This is a genomic window from Nocardia arizonensis (assembly GCF_001310275.1).
GTDB lineage: Bacteria > Actinomycetota > Actinomycetes > Mycobacteriales > Mycobacteriaceae > Nocardia > Nocardia arizonensis.
Map to the genome: position 1 here is coordinate 36335 of NZ_LGYZ01000109.1, position 16795 is coordinate 53129.

At 68.8% G+C, this 16795-nt stretch carries 12 protein-coding genes; 5 read left to right on the forward strand and 7 right to left on the reverse strand.

Annotation, left to right across the window (positions count from 1 at the left end; genetic code table 11):
* Positions 1 to 21 precede the first annotated feature (21 nt).
* The 6 genes from APZ21_RS25195 to APZ21_RS25220 form a co-directional block, all read right to left on the reverse strand.
* On the reverse strand, positions 22 to 1344 hold the full coding sequence (locus APZ21_RS25195; protein WP_054815759.1) for a cryptochrome/photolyase family protein: 1323 nt from the start codon (positions 1342 to 1344) through the stop codon (positions 22 to 24).
* A 394-nt stretch (positions 1345 to 1738) separates the two neighbouring features.
* The gene (glmM, locus tag APZ21_RS25200) at positions 1739 to 3115 is read right to left on the reverse strand and encodes a phosphoglucosamine mutase (protein ID WP_054815760.1); all 1377 of its coding nucleotides are present in this window, start codon (positions 3113 to 3115) and stop codon (positions 1739 to 1741) included.
* A 153-nt stretch (positions 3116 to 3268) separates the two neighbouring features.
* The gene (gene rpsI / locus APZ21_RS25205) at positions 3269 to 3784 is read right to left on the reverse strand and encodes a 30S ribosomal protein S9 (RefSeq protein WP_054815761.1); all 516 of its coding nucleotides are present in this window, start codon (positions 3782 to 3784) and stop codon (positions 3269 to 3271) included.
* A complete protein-coding gene (rplM, locus tag APZ21_RS25210) occupies positions 3781 to 4224 on the reverse strand; it encodes a 50S ribosomal protein L13 (protein WP_054815810.1) in 444 nt (147 codons plus the stop codon). Before rplM ends, rpsI begins: the two co-directional genes overlap by 4 nt.
* 144 nt (positions 4225 to 4368) lie before the next feature.
* Positions 4369 to 5997, reverse strand: a complete 1629-nt coding sequence (locus tag APZ21_RS35795; protein WP_054815762.1) for a hypothetical protein — start codon at positions 5995 to 5997, stop codon at positions 4369 to 4371.
* A gap of 73 nt (positions 5998 to 6070) precedes the next feature.
* Positions 6071 to 8719, reverse strand: coding sequence for an FHA domain-containing protein (locus APZ21_RS25220; RefSeq protein ID WP_054815763.1), 2649 nt, complete (start codon positions 8717 to 8719; stop codon positions 6071 to 6073).
* 109 nt (positions 8720 to 8828) lie between these two features.
* On the opposite strand from APZ21_RS25220, the gene APZ21_RS25225 reads away from it, so the two are divergent.
* On the forward strand, positions 8829 to 10274 hold the full coding sequence (locus APZ21_RS25225) for a neutral zinc metallopeptidase (protein WP_054815764.1): 1446 nt from the start codon (positions 8829 to 8831) through the stop codon (positions 10272 to 10274).
* A gap of 12 nt (positions 10275 to 10286) precedes the next feature.
* Here APZ21_RS25225 and APZ21_RS25230 read toward each other — a convergent pair whose 3' ends face one another.
* Complete coding sequence (locus tag APZ21_RS25230; protein WP_054815765.1) at positions 10287 to 11591, reverse strand: FHA domain-containing protein; 1305 nt, start codon at positions 11589 to 11591, stop codon at positions 10287 to 10289.
* Positions 11592 to 11771: 180 nt separating this feature from the next.
* Between APZ21_RS25230 and APZ21_RS25235 the strand changes: the two genes are divergently transcribed.
* The 4 genes from APZ21_RS25235 (at position 11772) to APZ21_RS25250 (ending at position 16795) form a co-directional block, all read left to right on the forward strand.
* Positions 11772 to 12977, forward strand: a complete 1206-nt coding sequence (locus APZ21_RS25235) for a DUF7373 family lipoprotein (RefSeq protein ID WP_054815766.1) — start codon at positions 11772 to 11774, stop codon at positions 12975 to 12977.
* Positions 12978 to 13147: 170 nt separating this feature from the next.
* Positions 13148 to 14344: a DUF7373 family lipoprotein gene (locus APZ21_RS25240; protein WP_156371325.1), complete on the forward strand. Its 1197-nt coding sequence runs from the start codon at positions 13148 to 13150 to the stop codon at positions 14342 to 14344.
* Entirely contained in the window at positions 14337 to 15536 is a 1200-nt protein-coding gene (locus APZ21_RS25245) for a DUF7373 family lipoprotein (protein ID WP_156371326.1), read from the forward strand. The genes APZ21_RS25240 and APZ21_RS25245 overlap by 8 nt, the downstream gene beginning before the upstream one ends.
* Before the next feature lie 41 nt (positions 15537 to 15577).
* The gene (locus APZ21_RS25250; protein ID WP_239476804.1) at positions 15578 to 16795 is read left to right on the forward strand and encodes a DUF7373 family lipoprotein; all 1218 of its coding nucleotides are present in this window, start codon (positions 15578 to 15580) and stop codon (positions 16793 to 16795) included.

The window sequence follows — 16795 nt, forward strand, 5'->3', positions numbered from 1 at the left end:
CTGTGGACAACCACGCCTCCGCTACATGCCCGCGACGTCGATGATCGGAGCGGGATAGCCCGCGACACCGCCCTTTTCGCGCCACGGACGATGCGCGGCCACGCCCTCGAGGTGCGCCACCTCCGGCACCCACCGGCGCACGTACGTACCGTCCGGGTCGAATCGTTCGGCCTGCCGCAGCGGATTCAGCACCCGGTTGGGCCGGGTATCGGTGCCGGTGCCCGCCGCCCACTGCCAATTCAGCTGGTTATTGGCGATATCTGCGTCCACCAGCCAGTGCAGGAAGTGCTCGGCGCCCGTCCGCCAGTCGACCCGCAGCGTCTTCGCCAGGAAACTCGCGGCGATCAAACGCGCGCGCCCCGGCATCCAGCCCTCGGCGCGCAATTGACGCATTCCGGCGTCGATGATGGGATAGCCGGTCCTGCCCTCGCACCACGCCCGCGCCGCGTTCGGATCGTCACGCCAGGTGATCGACCGATCGTGATAGTCGCGCCATGCCGCCTCGGGCCGGGCGGCGAGCAGCTGATGGTTGAAATCGCGCCAGGCCAGCTGCCGCGCGTATGCCAGTCCGCCCTCGTCGTCGGTATCGGTGCGGTGCAGGATCTCCGCCGCCGACAGACACCCGAAATGCAGATACGGCGACAGATGCGAAGTGGCGTCCGCGGGCAGGTCGTCACCGCGCGCGGCGTATTGCCCGATCGGCCCGGACAGCCACTCCCGCAGCAGTTCACGGCCGGTCCGCTCACCGCCGACCGACAGTTTCGGCGAGGGTTCGCCCGCGCAGATGTCCGCGGCCAGGGGCAGCTCGCCCGCCGCGATCGGCGGCAGGGCCGGACCGGTCGGCCGTGACAGCGGTGCGCGCCGGTGCACCTGCTGCCAGCGGCGGAAATACGGGGTGAAGACGGCGAAATGGTCGCGACCAGTGGACGGTGTCACGGCATCGGGCGCGACGGTCATCACCGCGGATTCGTGCACCCGCAGTTCGCGTCCGCGCTCACCGAGGCGCAGTCGCAGCGCGCTCTCGCGCCGCCGACTGTAGGCGCTCACATCGGCCGCGAGGTGCACGGTATTCGCGCCGACCTGCTCGGCGACCCGGTCTACCTCCGCCACGACCGACCCGCGGCGCACCACCAGCCGCGTGCCCATCGCGCGTAACTCACCGTCGAGTTCGGCCAGCGCGGCGGCCAGAAAGGCGGCTCGGTTCGGGGTGGCCGAGCGGCCCGACAGAATGGCGTCGTCGAGGACGAACAGCGGCACCGTCGCGCCGGCGCGACATCCGGCGCTCAGCGCGGGATTGTCGCGGACCCGCAGGTCACGGGTGAACAGCACGACACTGACGTTCATCGGTCGCCGACCACCGCGACCGGCTCCGCATCGGCCGCATCCGGCCGCACCGCCGACGAATTCACCGCCTATCGATCCACCTTCCCCAGAAGAAAGTGCCTCAACGGATCGACCGCGAGCGACGTCCGTGAGGGCCGCGCCCCGCGACAGGGGGCGGCTCAGAGCCATATCGGCGGGACGCGGTCCTCACGGGCGTCGCTGAGCGATCGAAATCTTCTCGACATAGTCATGGTAACGGATAAACGATGCGAATTCGATGCGTTCGCGTGGATGCGGGGTAGACCCGCGGGTCGCACGGAGTCATCGGACTCACCGATGCGCCCATTCGGAGTCCGGGAAGTACGCCGAGTACGAGATAGAGCGCCACGAAGACGCATCGATTTACCGGCGGTTATTACACCGCGGCGACGCGCTTGGCGAGATCGTCGGCCAACTGCTCGGCCTGCACCGGATCGGTCGCCTCGACCATCACCCTGACCAGTTGCTCGGTACCGCTCGGCCGCAACAACACCCGCCCGGTATCGCCGAGAACCCGCTCGGCCTCGCGCACCGCGTCGCGCACTTCGGGTGCCTGCGCCACCGCGACCTTATCGCTGACCCGCACGTTCACCAGCACCTGCGGCACCGCGCGCAGGACGGCGGCCAGCTCGCTCAGCGCGCGCCCGGTCTGCGCCATGCGCGCCATCAGCCGCAGGCCGGTCAACACGCCGTCACCGGTGGTGCCGTACCTCGGCAGCACGGTGTGGCCGGACTGTTCACCGCCGAGGGTGAACCGTCCGCGCCGCAACTCCTCGAGAACGTAACGGTCGCCGACGGCCGTGGTGCGCAAGGTGATTCCGGCCTCGCGCATGGCAATGTGCAGACCGAGATTGCTCATCACGGTGGCGACCAAGGTGTTCTGCGCGAGTTCGCCCGCCTCGCGCATGGCGATCGCCAGAATCGCCATGATGGCGTCACCGTCGACGACTCGGCCCGCGGCGTCCACCGCCAGACAGCGATCCGCGTCGCCGTCGAGGGCGAGCCCGAGATCGGCGCCGTGTTCGACCACTGCGGCGCGCACATGCTCGAGATGCGTCGAACCGCAACCGTCGTTGATATTGAGACCGTCGGGTTCGGCGTTGGTGGCGATCACCGTCGCGCCCGCCTCGCGCAATGCCGCGGGCCCCACCTCCGAGGCCGCGCCGTGCGCACAGTCCAGCACCACCGTGAGCCCCGTCAGATCCTGACCGGTCGCCTCGACGAGATGCTCCACGTAGCGCTCATGCGTGCCCTCGACGCTGTACTGATCCGGAATGACCAGACCGTGGTCGCGCGCGCCGGAAGCGTTGAGCACCCGGCCGACACCCGCGCCGGTCGGCCGCTCGGCCGCGCCCGCGCCGATCATCGCCTCGATCTTGTCCTCGATGGCGTCATCGAGTTTGTGCCCGCCCGCGGCGAAGATCTTGATGCCGTTGTCCGGCATGGGATTGTGCGAGGCGGAGATCATCACGCCGAGGCACGCGTCGTAGAGACCGGTGAGATAGGCGATGGCCGGCGTCGGCAGAACCCCGACCGCGAGCACATCCACCCCGGACGCGGTCAGTCCCGCGGTCACCGCGGCCTCGAGCATCTCACCGGAGGCGCGCGGATCGCGGCCCACCACGGCGAGCGCGCGCTTCTTGCCGCGACTGAGAATCTGCGCCGCGGCGCCGGAGACAGCCATCGCGAGTTCAGGACTCAGCGAGTCATTGGCCAGTCCACGGACTCCGTCGGTACCGAACAAACGTCCCATTGTCGTTCCTCGTCACCCTTTCTTCGGGAACACAGCACGAGAGCAGGCGACCAGCGGTGCTGGAAGCCTGCTCTCGAACAGCTGCCGCGCCGACCATACCCTGCCACCGGCCCCCATAAGGGTGCCGGATGGCGACGGCCGACACTGCCGAAATCAGCGCTTCGAGTACTGAGGCGCCTTACGCGCCTTCTTCAGACCGTACTTCTTGCGCTCGGTGGCACGCGGGTCACGGGTGAGGAAGCCCGCCCGCTTCAGCGCGGGGCGGTCGTCCGGGGTGACCTCGATCAGCGCCCGGGCGATGGCAAGGCGCAGCGCGCCCGCCTGACCCGAGGGACCGCCGCCGACCAGGCGAGCGTGGATATCGAAGGACTCGGTGCGCTCGACGGTGACCAGCGGGGACTTGACCAGCTGCTGATGCACCTTGTTCGGGAAGTAGTCCTCGATGGTGCGGCCGTTGAGCACGAAGTTGCCGCTGCCCGGCAGCAGGCGCACGCGGACCACGGCCTCCTTGCGGCGGCCGACGGTCTGCACCGGACGGTCGATCACGACCGGGGCGAAGGTGGCGGGCTCGGCCTCGTAGCCGTACTCCTCATCGACGACCTCGACATTGCCGTCGGCGTCGAAGGTCTCCTCAACGGCCTCTTCGGTGTATTCCTCGGGAGCGGTCACTGGGCCACCTGCTTGATCTCGAACGGGATGGGCTGCTGAGCGGTGTGCGGATGCGTCGGGCCCGCGTAGACCTTCAGCTTGCCCGCGATCGCGTTGCCGAGCTTGTTCTTCGGGATCATGCCCTTGACGGCCTTCTCGACCAGCCGGTCGGGACGGCTCTCCAACACCTGACCGACAGTGCGGGACTTGAGGCCGCCCGGGTGCCCGGAGTGGTGGTGGATCAGCTTGTCCGACTTCTTGTTGCCGGAGATGGCGACCTTGTCGGCATTGATGATGATGACGAAATCGCCACCATCGAAGTTCGGGGCGTAGGTCGGCTTCGTCTTGCCACGCAGCAGATTCGCTGCCTGGACGGCGAGACGGCCGAGCACTACGTCAGTGGCGTCGATGACGTACCACTTACGGGTCACGTCACCCGCCTTGGGGCTGTACGTAGGCACAGTGGTTCCCTGTCTGTCGTCGGTGTTGCCAGCCGGTGGCGCGCGTTCGAGGTGTTCCCGGCGGCCGGTGGAGACCCGGGCCTCGGTGCTGCCGCACGCCAACGGGTCACGATACCAGGAGGGTATCGCCACCGAAGAATCGGCTCAGATCTCGACCGGCGGCCCTGGGTCGACGGCGCCGGGCGGACCGGGAACCACGAAGCGCAGGGTGTCGATGCTCGGTTGCGGGCATTCACCGTCGGCCCCGTGCTTGCGGACCGAGGTGATCCCGGACCCGCGTTCGGAATCCACCTGCGGGGTGAGCGCGCACGCGATCGTCTCCCACGAACCCGCCAGTTCGACCCGCGGCGACTCGTGCGGCAGCGCGACCGCGGCCAGCACGATGAAGCCCGCCACGGTGTGCGCGCCGAACAGGTTGTCCTTGATTCGATTCCACCGCTTGCCCTTGCGCGACGGATCGTCCTCGTCGTCCTCGCCCCGGGGCGCCCACGGCGGTGGCGGTCCCTGGGGCGGGGCCTGCGGATACGGCGAGGACGGTCCGGCGGGCGGACCGGTCGGCGGCGCGGGACGGCCGAGGACGGTGGTCTGCTCGTCGGGCGAACCGGGCGGGCGGGTGAATCGGCTGCCGAGTTCGGCGAGGTTGGGCGGCAAGGCGCGCTGCACGTCCTCCCGGGTGACCCGGGTGGTCGGTTCCTCGCCGGTCGGGGGCTCCGCATGGACGGTCGGATAGCCCGGACCGTAGGACACCACCTGGCTCCCGGGCGATTCCGGTCCCCGCCGCGCGGGCGGCGCGGGCGGGGGGACCTGCCGGGGTTCCGGCGGCTGTGGCTGGGCGACCTGTCCGCGGACCAGGTGCGCGGGCGCGGCGTCCTGCCGCGCCGGAACGGGCGGCACCTCGGGATAGGGGCCGGGCTCGCCCTCGGTCGCCTCGGCGTCGGTCACCAGCAGATGGGTGGCGCCGAGCACCAGGGCGTGCATGGGATGGTCGGCCACCCGCAGGCGGTGACCCAGGTGGTTCTGGAAGGCCAGGCGCAGCGGATCGTTGAAGCACACATTGCCGCACAGCAGCACCGTCGAGGTGTCCGCGCCGATGGCGCGGGCCGCGGCCATGACCTCGATCACCACGTTGTCGGCCGAATGCGCGTCGCGCATGGCCTCGCCGGTGACGGGGACGTCCACCGATTCGGTCGGCTGCTCGTCGTCGCCGTGTACGGCCACCACCAGCACGGTACGGCCATCGGAATACACCCCGGTCGCGCCGACGCCGCGCGGATCGCGCGCGCTCGGCGCCCGGACCAGACCGAGGGCGCGCACATAGCCCGACAGCGCGACGCTCTCCGGCAGCGGCTCGACCGTCACGTCGAGCTGTTCCACGAGTTCGGCGAACAGATCGACCTTGTCCTCGGGCCAGCCGTCCGGGTACGGCAGCGCGACCACATCGGGTTTGCCGCGCAGGTATTTGCCGACCGCGGCCAGCGGGTTGTACATGCGGGCGCGGAAGACCAGTTCGGCGGGCCAGGTGGCCCCGGCGATCACGATCTGGGAGTGCCCGAGGATGTCACGCACGTCGGCGATGGCCATACCGAGGTCGGGGCGCTGCCTGTCGACGCCGGCGGTGTGCAGCCGACCCGAGGAGTCGGCCAGCAGATACGCCGGCGGCGTATACGTCCCCTCCACCTGTACTGGGCGGATCGGTGTCCCCGCGCCGCCCGCCGCCACGGACACCACATCCCATCCGAGATGCACCGCCCCTACTCGCACCGTCACAGGCATAAGTGTGCCTGGTACCCGGGCGCGACGCTCGCGATACCCGCCATCGCGAGGTCGCGGCGCCGCGGTAGCCCGTTCACGCGGCGGACTTCTTCAATCGCAGTCTGGACCAAGTGATGACGGCGAGGATCACGGTGATCACCACCAGCAACGAGATGTCGAGCGCCCAGACCCCCGGTTCGTGATTCCACAGTGAGTCGTCCTCGGCCTTACGGAACAGCAACTTGATATCCACCGTAGACGCGGCCGCGGCATATCCCCACCGGGAGGGGAACAGCCACGACAGCTGTTCCAGGCCCGGGCGGCCGGTGACCGGAATCAGACCGCCCGCCATGACCAGCTGGATCATGATCATCACCACCAGCATGGGCATGACCTGCTCGTTGGATTTCGCCAGACTCGACAGCAGCAGACCGAACACCACACAACACACCGCGGTCAGCGCGATGTCGACATACAGTTCGGCCGGACCCGACGGTATGACCGAGCCACCCGCCGGCGGCTTCTTGCCGACCAGGGTGATGGCGACCAGAACCGCCGCCTGGAGGAACGCCGTCACGCTGAAGACCGCGATCTTGGCCATCAGATATGCCGAGGGCAGTAGTCCGACCGCGCGTTCGCGATGGAAGATGGTGCGTTCGCCGACCAGATCGCGCACGGTCAGCGTCGCGCCCATGAAGCAGGCGCCGAGGATGAGCACCACCAGCAGCTGCTGCGCCTCGGAGGTGACGATCGGGACCGGCTGGTTGGTCTCGGGGTCGAGGCGTAGTCCGCTTTCGGTGAAGCCGTACTTGCCCGGAACCACCAATGAGAGCGCGCCGAGGATGAACGGCAGCACGACAAGGAAGGAGAGATAGCCGCGATCGGCGAAGATCAGGCGGATCTGTCTGCGCGCAAGCGTGGAGAACTGCTTGAAACCGCCCGCGTGCGGCGGACTGCCCGAAGTGCCCGGCCGGGACGGGGCGGGTGGCGGCGGTGGCGGCGTGAACGCCTGCCGGGAGCGGTAGGCGGCGAACGCCTGATCCGGGTTGGCCGCGACATTCGCGAAGATCTCGGCCCAGTCGCTGGTGCCGAGCGCGCCGCCGACGCCGGCGGGATGACCGCAGAAGGCGGTCTTACCACCCGGCGCGAGCAGCAGCACCTGATCGCACATGTCGAGGCAGGCGACCGAGTGGGTCACCACGATCACCACGCGACCCGCGTCGGCCAGTTCCCGCAGCATGACCATGACCTGGCGATCCAGGGCGGGATCCAGACCCGAGGTCGGCTCGTCCAGGATCAGCAGCGACGGGCCGGTCAGCAGTTCCAGCGCCACCGACGCGCGCTTGCGCTGACCGCCGGAGAGCCGGTCGACCCTGGTGTCGGCGTGCTCGGTGAGCGAGAGTTCCTGGAGCACCCCGTCGATCACCTTCTGGCGGTCGGCCTTGGTGTTGTCGGGGGGCAGTCGCAGTTCGGCGGCGTAGCCGAGGGCCTGGCGCACCGTGAGCTGGCGGTGCAATACGTCGTCCTGGGGCACCATGCCGATACGGGAGCGCAGCGCCTCGTATTCGGCGTGCAGATTGCGGCCCTCGAAGGTGACCACGCCCGCCGAGGGCTGGGTGCTGCCCGCGATGAGCCGCGACAGCGTGGACTTGCCCGCGCCGGAGGGGCCGATCAGCGCCGTCAGCGAGCCGCGGCCCGCCTGCATGTTCACATCGACGAGCAGTTGTTTGTTGCCCTCGACGGTGAAGCCGACGCCGTGCACGTGCAGACCCTGTTCGGCGACCGGCTTCTGCCGGTGCACCAGCGCGCCCTGCTGTACGACGAAATCGACGTTGCCGATGGTGACGATGTCGCGTTCGCGCAGCACGGTGCGCTGCTGACGGGTGCCGTTGACGAAGGTGCCGTTGGCCGAACCGAGGTCCTCGATGGTCAGACCCTCGGGCGCCGCGATCAGGCGCGCGTGTTTGCGCGAGGCCAGCGGGTCGTTGACGACGATTTGGTTGTCACTGGTGCGGCCGATGGCGAGCCCGCCCGCGGGCAGGCGATCGGCGCGCGCGATCGCCGCGGTCGATGCCCGCGCGCGCAGCGGGGGCAGCGCCGAGGTGTCCGCGCGCGTGGTCATGTTGACATTCGGCTGCTGCGGCGGCACGGGCTGGGGCGGCACCGGCTGGGGCAGCACCGACTGGGGCGGAATCTGATGCTGCTGACCGGACTGCTGTGGCACCTGGTGCTGCTGACCCGACTGCTGCGGCACCTGGTGCTGGGGCCCCGATTGCTGGGGAATGGGCGGTGGCGTCGGGGGCGGAGCGGGCCGCGGCGGCGTCTGGCGGAGGGCCTGCGCGGGGGCCGGGCGATTGGGGTGCTGATAGTTCGGCCGCTGCGCCTGCGGCTGGGGTTGCGACACCGGCGGGCGGGCGGGGTGACCCTGCGGCACCGACGGCAGCAGATGCAGCAGCGGTCCGCTGATCGCGTCGCCGAGGCGAACCTGGGTTGGGCGGTCGATCGTCACGGGCTGACTCAGCCTGCGCGCGTCGACGAAGACGCCGTTGGTGCTTCCGTTGTCGGTCAGTACCCAGCCGCTCCCCTGCCAGGCGAGAGTCGCGTGCACCCGAGAGACCAGCGGGCTGTCCACGAACAGCGTGACCTCGGGCGCGCGACCCATGGTGACCTTCTGGCTCGAATCGAACACCCGTTCGGTTCCATCATGGCGCACGGTGATGGTCTGCGCCCCCGGTGAAGACATGCAGCGGATACTATGCCATCACCCGGACATCGGCGGGGCCCCCGACGCGCCTCTTGTCCCGATCCGGCGACCGACGCGAACGATTCTTCCGGCCGACCGAGGGGGAGCCTTGCCGAAACGCCGAGCTACCGCGGTCATTACGGCGCTGCTATGCGCGACGGTGCTGCTGGCGGGGTGTACGCGTTCGATATCGGGGCGGGCGGTCTCGGTCTACGACGATCCGTTCAAGGTCGCGGGGCTGCCAACAACCAGCGGTCCCAGCGGACCGCGAGCGAACGTTCCCGACAGCACGCTCACGGCCACCGACGGCGACGGCGGCGGCACCGACACCCTCGCGCTCAACGCCATCGACGATATCCAGACCTACTGGCGCGGGGAGTACGCGCACTATTTCGACGGCCAGTTCACCCCCGTCGACCGGCTGCTGTCCTGGAATGCCAAGGCGCCGCGCAACCAAGCCAGGGAATTCTGCAAGGAGACCACCTACCACCTGGTCAACGCCGCCTACTGCCGACTCGACAACTCCATCGGCTGGGACCGCGAGGTCCTGTTGCCGACGATGGAGGAGACCTTCGGGAAGATGGCGGTTGTCATGGTGCTCGCCCACGAATACGGCCACGCCATCCAGAACATGGGCAAGATCGTCGACGCCGAGGACCCGGTGATCGTCAAGGAGCAGCAGGCCGACTGCTTCGCCGGAGCGTTCATGCGGCACGCGGCCGAGGGCAAGGCCGCGCACTTCACCATCAACACCTCCGACGGCCTGAATTCGGTGCTGGCCGCCACCGTCGCCATCCGCGATTCCGATCCCGACGATCCCGAGAGCGTGCACGGCTCGGCCTTCGAACGCGTCACCGCGGTGCAGATCGGGTTCACCGACGGTCCGGGGGCATGTAAGAGAATCGACATCGACGAGATCAACCAGCGGCGCGGCAATCTGCCGCAGTCGTTCGAGGGCGACGACCGGCGCGGGGAGTACCCGATCACCAAGGACAGTCTGATCGAACTCGGCAAGGCGCTGAACGCGATACTGCCGGTGCCGAAGTCACCCAGCTTCAGCTATTCCGGAGCGAATATCGATTGCCGTGACGGCGCGGTGACGCCACCGGTGACCTACTGCCCCTCGACCAATACCATCGCCACCGATGTGGGCGAACTGGCCGATCGCGGTGTCGCCGACACCGACGTGGACAATCCGTTGCCGCTGAAGGTCACCGGCGACTACAACGGCTACGTGGTGTTCATCTCCCGCTACACCCTGTCCGTCCAGCAGAGCCACGGCCAGAAGCTCGTCGGCGCCAAGACGGGTCTGCGCGCCGCGTGCCTGGCGGGCGTGGTCACCGGCAAGCTCTCCGATCCGAACCGCTCCAGGACCGAGGGCGATATCACCCTCGCCGCGGGCGATCTCGACGAGGCGGTGTCGGGTCTGCTCAACGACGGACTCGCGGCCAGCGACGTACAGGGCAAGACCGTGCCGAGCGGATTCTCCCGGGTGGACGCCTTCCGCGCGGGCGTGCTGAACGGCGAGAACACCTGTATGTCCCGCTACTCCTGAGCCGTTCGCGCGCTAACCGCCGAAGGGCGGCGGCGCCGCGGGTTCGTAGCGCAGCACCCGATTGCCGATCATGACCTCGGTGCCCTGCACCAGGATCATCGGCTGATTCGGGGTGAGCCGGACCCAGTCGCGATATCCGGGCAGCCGGGTGCGGGTGCCGTTGGTGGAACCGCGGTCGATCACGGTGACATCCCAGTTCACCAGGTGGATCTCGGCGTGGGCCCTGGACATGCCGCCGGAGGAGTCGTCCACCTTGAGCGGGACGAGTCCGCGCTGGGCGGCCTCGGAGTGTTCGGGGTCGCGGCCGAGGATCGCGTCCGCGGCGAGCATGTAGGTCATGCCGTCGTCGAGGACCAGCATGCCCAACGGCGGCCGGACCACTTCGATGAGCGCCTGGGTCTGATCCACCGGCATACCGCACACCGTGCAGAACGCCGAGCGTGGATCGCTGGGATGGGCTCGGGCGCATTTGAATCCGAGAACCTTCACGGTGAGCGCGGTGGCCTTGGCGGTGGCCTCGAGCCTGCGTTGCAGATCCGGGTCGGGACGCGGCGCCGGATTGGTTCCGCCGAGCTGGGTCACCGCCTGATGCGGATCCTGGTGTTCCACGGGGGAATCCAGCATCGATGTCGGCACCTGATTCGCCGTGACCTGCGGTCGCGGCATCGACTCGGCCTCTCGCGGTGCGCGCACGGGCTCGGGGTCGATCCGCGCGGTCGGCAGCGGTGTGCGCTCGATACGGGCGGCGGTGCGCCCGTTGTGAATCGCCGCGGCGCGGCCCCGCGGCGACCACACGATCGCGCCGCCCGCCTCCGCGATGCCCTCCACGAGACTGCCGATTCCCCGCCGCGGCGGCAGATCCGGTACGAGGCCGTCGGCCCCGTCGACGTAGAGGGCGGCGGCCAGCGACGGAATCGGAGCCACCCGGTCGACGGTGAATGCCGCGTCACCGCCGCGGAACAGCTCGATCCGGTCGTCGTCGGCGAGCACGGCCGTCACCGCGCCGTGCAGGAAGATCGCCAGTCCCCCGCCCTCGGCCTCGGACAGGATGCCGAAATCGATCGGCACCCCGGGACTGATCTGCTCGGCGACCTTCATCAGCCAGCGGGTCGCCTGGCGAGCCACCACCGCGCCGGGCGCGTCGGGTTGTTGTTCGACGGCCTCGACGACAAGTTCGGCCAATGACTCGAGGGCGAGGACCGCGGGCGAATCCGGGGTGAGCCGGCGCGGACCCGGGTGCCCGACCAGGATCAGCGCACCCGCCACACTGGCCACGGCGTGCTCGCCCGCGACGACCTCGACCTGCCGATCCTTCACCGGTATCGGCCTCCGCCGCGAGCCGGGTCCAGGGTCGTCGTCATACCCAACAGGGTAGTGGTCCGGCGCCTTCGGCGACGACTCTCCCACCACCGGGTGACCACCCGGATAGCGGTCGCTGAGCCCGGCATCTGTCCGGTAACTTCGAATGGCACATACGGGAGGAACGAGGGCCCTGTCATGGTTCGGATTTCGCGCATCGCACTCGTCGCGGTCTGCGCGCTGGTCGCCGGGGTCGCCAGCGCCTGCGGGGGCATCTCGGGGACAGCCGTGCCGGGCGAGATGGACGTGCGCAAACTCGAGGTCGGCACCTATCCGGTCGACGCCTACCACTACGACCAGGAATCCTCGGGCAAGGGGTCGCTGCTCGAAGGTATGCGGATGTCGGAAGCCGTGGTGCCCGCCATCTCCGTCGACTCATCGCTGAAGTACGGCCGCGGCTCCACCGTGGTCGGCGACAGCACCGCGGCACTGGACTTCGTCGCCAACGTCTCCAAACCGGTGCTCGACAACCGCAAATTCGTGGTCGGATTCGTCGCGGGCGGCGCCGACAAACCCGATCCCAAGGGCGAAACGAAGCCGCCCGCGGACGCCACCGCCATCACCAATCTGGTGATGCGATTCCCGGACGAGGCTTCGGCGAAACTGGCCGCGCGCGAACTCGAGGACGCCGACCTCGGCGTCTCCCCCGACAACCGCAAATTGCCCTCCACCAAATATCCGGACGCCTATGTGCACTGGCGTCCCGGCATCGCCACCGTCGGCGCTTTCCACGCCTACCGGGAATTCGTGATCTCGCTGTTCATCCAGCGTCCCCGGGCCGACAGCACCGACCTGCTCAACTGGGTCGACCGCACGCTCGCCGCCCAGGTGCCCGCGCTCGACGGCTTCCGCGCGACGCCGGTGAACCAACTCGACACACTGAAGGTCGATCCCGACGGCCTGCTGGCACGGGTCGCGGTGGCCGAGCGCAAGGGGCACTCCCCCGATCCCGACACCTTCGCCGTCTACGGCCCCGAGCACCAGATACACGCCGCCGACGACGAATCCGTCACCAAGAAGCTGCTGGCCGACACCGGGGTGGACAAGATCGCGATCGTCGACGCGAGTTCGGTGTTCCGCGCCCGCGACGCCGATGCCGCGCACGCCCTGCTCGACGGATTGGTCGGCACCGTCGGCAGTTACTTCGACCCGATCACCGCGCCCAAGGACGTCCCCGGCGCGAAATGCCTGCAACTCAACAGCAGCGGCGATCAGGAACGCGATTACAAGTACCGGTGCTATGTGCCCTACAAGCGCTATATCGGAATCGTGACCAGCGACAAGGAGCCCGACGTTCGCCAGAAGGTGGCGGCGCAGTACGCCCTGCTGGCCAATAGCCTCTAGCCCGTCGACGGCATCGGCCGGATCACGGTGACCGCGACGGGCTCACGACGGTGCAGTACCATGCCGCGGGTACGCGACGGCGGGGGAGCGTGCGGCTTGCCGGAGTGATTCCCGGCGCTGCGGTTTCGTCCGAGGCGTACCGAACGCCGACGATTCCGAACGGGGGCAGCATGAGATTTCGCCGCGGTCTACTCGCGCTGTTCGTCGCCGCGACGGTGACGGGCTGCTCGGCCACCATCTCCGGCACCGCGAATCCGGGGCTCACACCGGTGGACCCGGCGACGCTGCGGACCGGCGCGTATGTGCCGCAACCCACCGCCTACACACCGAAGCTGTACACGATCAACGACATGCGCCTGATCGAGGCCCGGCGCATGCTCGGCTACCTGGTGCATCCGGCCTCGATCGACGCCGATCTGACCCAGGTCGGCGACGTGCGATTCTTCGATGCCGCCGACTCCCCGTTCACCCAGAAGACGCTGCCGGACGAATACCGCCCGGCCACGATCGACAACAACATGCTCGCGGGCGTCTACGTCTCGCGGATCAACGAGAATCTGCGCAGCCGCAAGAAGTTGATCGTCTCGGTGCTGCGATTCCCGACCGATGCCACCGCCGCGAAGGCCGCCGAGGACTTCGGCCGGATCGCCGCGAATCCGCAGACGCACCCGCTCACCCTCGACGGACATCCCGAGGTGCGCGCGAGTTCGCGTGACGACTCCGCCGGACTGGCCTTCCTCAGCCGCGGGCCCTACGTGATTCTCGTCAACGCCGGCGTCCCACAGCCGGATCGGGCCGCGGTGACCCAGGTCCTGCTGACCACCGTCGAACGCCAGCTCACGCTGCTCGACCAGCTGAAACCCACACCGTGGGACGATGTGCTCGATCTGCCCCTCGACACGGACAGCATCATGCGCCGCGCATTGCCGAAGGCGCCCGACTACAGCGACCCGTTCACGACCGACAGCGATTTCGGCGTGTACACCCCCGCCGCCGAGCTGCACTTCGAACGCAATCCGGTGCAGGTGAAGAAGGCATTCGACGACGGCGGCGTCGATCTGGTCGGCCGTCGCGCCGCGGTCGTCTACCGTGCCCGGGATCTGCCCGCCGCCTTCGCACTGCAATCGGCGCTGATGATCGCGGGCCGCAACGACGAGATACTAGATTCACCGCCTGGCCTGCCCGATGTGCGCTGTCTGCGTCTCGACACCCGTGATTTCGTGCGCAATTACGACGAGTTCTGCACGGTGATCCGCGGCCGGTACGTCGCCGTGGTGGTCGCCGAAACGCCGATCGCCGCGCGCGTTGACATCAACCTGTACCAGCGCGCCGCCGCCCAATACGCGATCCTCGCCAACAGTGAGTAGGGCCGTCATGCGAATCCGCTATCCACTGCTGTTCCTCGTCGCGGCGCTCGCGCTGGTGTCGGGCTGCTCCGAGCCTGCCGAGCCCGCGGCGCCGATCATCGACTACGAGGCACTGGATTCGGGGAACTACCCCACGACGCCGCGCGACCTGAGCGCGCTGGACGATCCGAAGTACGGGCCGCTGCGCGAGGCGATCCGCATCGGCGCGACGGTGCCGTTGGTATTCGAGACGGATCCGAGATTCACCTTCCAGCGGCTCACCGGACCGCAACGCCGGGTGATCCCTGGGGTCGCGCCCGCGGTGTACGGCATGGAGGAAGCTGAATTCAACGAACTGACAACGGGTCTGGTGGCGGGCTGGTGGACCAGTGCCGAACGCCGTGCGAACTATTTCCTCGGCAGGTCGGTCACCGCCGACGCCCTGCGCTTCGGCGACGCCGCGGCGGCGGAGGCCGCGGGTGCGCGCCTGGCCGATCGGGTGGTCCGCAACGTGGCGAGCGGCGAGACGGTGACGATCCCGAACTTTCCGGCGGCTCGGGCGTATTTCTCCCCCGCCAAGCGCTACCTCGACATCTGGATGCCGCATCAGTCGATGCTGCTGTACGTGCACGTGGACGATCCGGTGTCCGAACCGCTCATCGCCGATCCGCTGGTCGAGATCGCCCAGCGCGTATTCGCCGCCGTGATCGATGGATTGCGGAACTACGACCCGACGCCGGTGGACCGGATCGCGGCGCTGCCCGCCGACGTCGACGGTATGCTCGCCCGCACACTGCCGCCCGCGAAGATCGCCGAGGCCAAATCCGACACCCGCTCGATGCTGCTGCCGTCGCGGGCCGCGCTGCACTACGCCAACAGCCCGGCGACCACGAAGTCGGCCTACGACGACGCGGGCGTCGACCTGGTCGCGGCATCGGACGCCGAGGTCTACCGCGCCCGCGACGCCGACGGCGCCGCCCGGCTGCTCGCCGCCCTCGCCACGGAGCTCTCCGACGACGGCAAGGCCGCCCCCGCGCCCGCGGGGATGCCGAACGCGCGCTGCTTCGAGTCCAAGGACGACAAGCGCGCCACGCGAATCACGCCGACCTGCCTACTGACCTACGAACGGTTCGTCGCCCGCGTCACCGGCGCGAACACCCAAGAGCTGCACCAGAAGGCCGCGGCCCAGTACAAGTTGCTCGCCGCCCGGTGATCGGCCGCCCGAGCACGCGCATACCGGACAGGAGTGCCACGATGCGATCGAGACCGGCCCACCCGGGCCTCGCCATGTTGACCACGGTGCTGCTGACGCTGGGCCTCGCGGGCTGCGGCACGGTGGTCGAGGGTGTCCCGACGCGCGTTCGGCCCGACATCTCCGCGCTCGACGTGGGCAACTACCAGACGGTTCCGCGCACCGTCGGCAATGCCAAGAACCAGCGGCAGGCCCGAGCGCGCGAGTCACAGCGCCTGGGCGACTACGTCATCCAACCCGCGGAGGCCGACCCCTCCTACACCGAGGACGCATGGCTGCTGCGCTCCCATATCGTGCTCGACCGCAAGGCGCTGGGTTCACTGGTCATCAACGACACCTTCAACGATGTCGCCAAGGATCTGGTAGCGGGCTGGGTCAATGCCGAGGCGACGCGCGCCGACGGCGACGCACCGCAGCGCACCGCGAATATCGCCGTGCTGATGTTCCCGACCCCGGAGATCGCGAAAGCGGTGGGGCCTACCCTGGAACACGACGACTTCACCTACAACCGGGACAACCAGCCGCTGACCATCACCGACTTCTCCGACACCACGGCGCACTGGCGGCCCGGCGTCTCCTCGATCGGCTCGTGGACCGTGCACGGCCGGTATGTCATCTATATCAAGGTCGTCGACGACACCGCCGCTCCCGACGCGGCCGCGCTCATCGGCCATGTCGTGCGGCTGCTCGGCAAACAGATCCCCGCGCTCGACCAGTTCGCGCCGACACCCGACGCGGATCTGCCGCGCATTCCGCTCGATACGGACGGATTGCTCGGCCGGACGCTGCCGAGTTCCCCCGACGCGCCCTTCCGCCCGGAGCCGGACGGAATCTACACCGGCCGCGGCATATTGACGCTGCTGCTGCACAGCGGCCCGGAGACGCTGGCCAGACTGCGCGGCCACGACGTGGACCTGGTCGCCTTCGGCAATGCCGTTGTCTTCCGCAGCCGCACGGCCGCGGGCGCGGAGGGGCTGTGGCGCGATTGGCAGCTGTCCAAGGATCTCGATGACGATCAGCGGCTGGTGGATCCGCCCGACCGCGTCGGCGACGCGATCGAATGTATCGCCCAGTACGGCGGAACCACCGCGAACAAGGTCCTCGCGGGTCACCTGTGCATCATGCGCGTCGACCGCTACGTGGTGCAGTCGCGCAGTAAGCAGCTGCCCGATCTGTACCAGCGGATGTCGGCGCAGTACGCCCTGCTGACCAGCGGATGA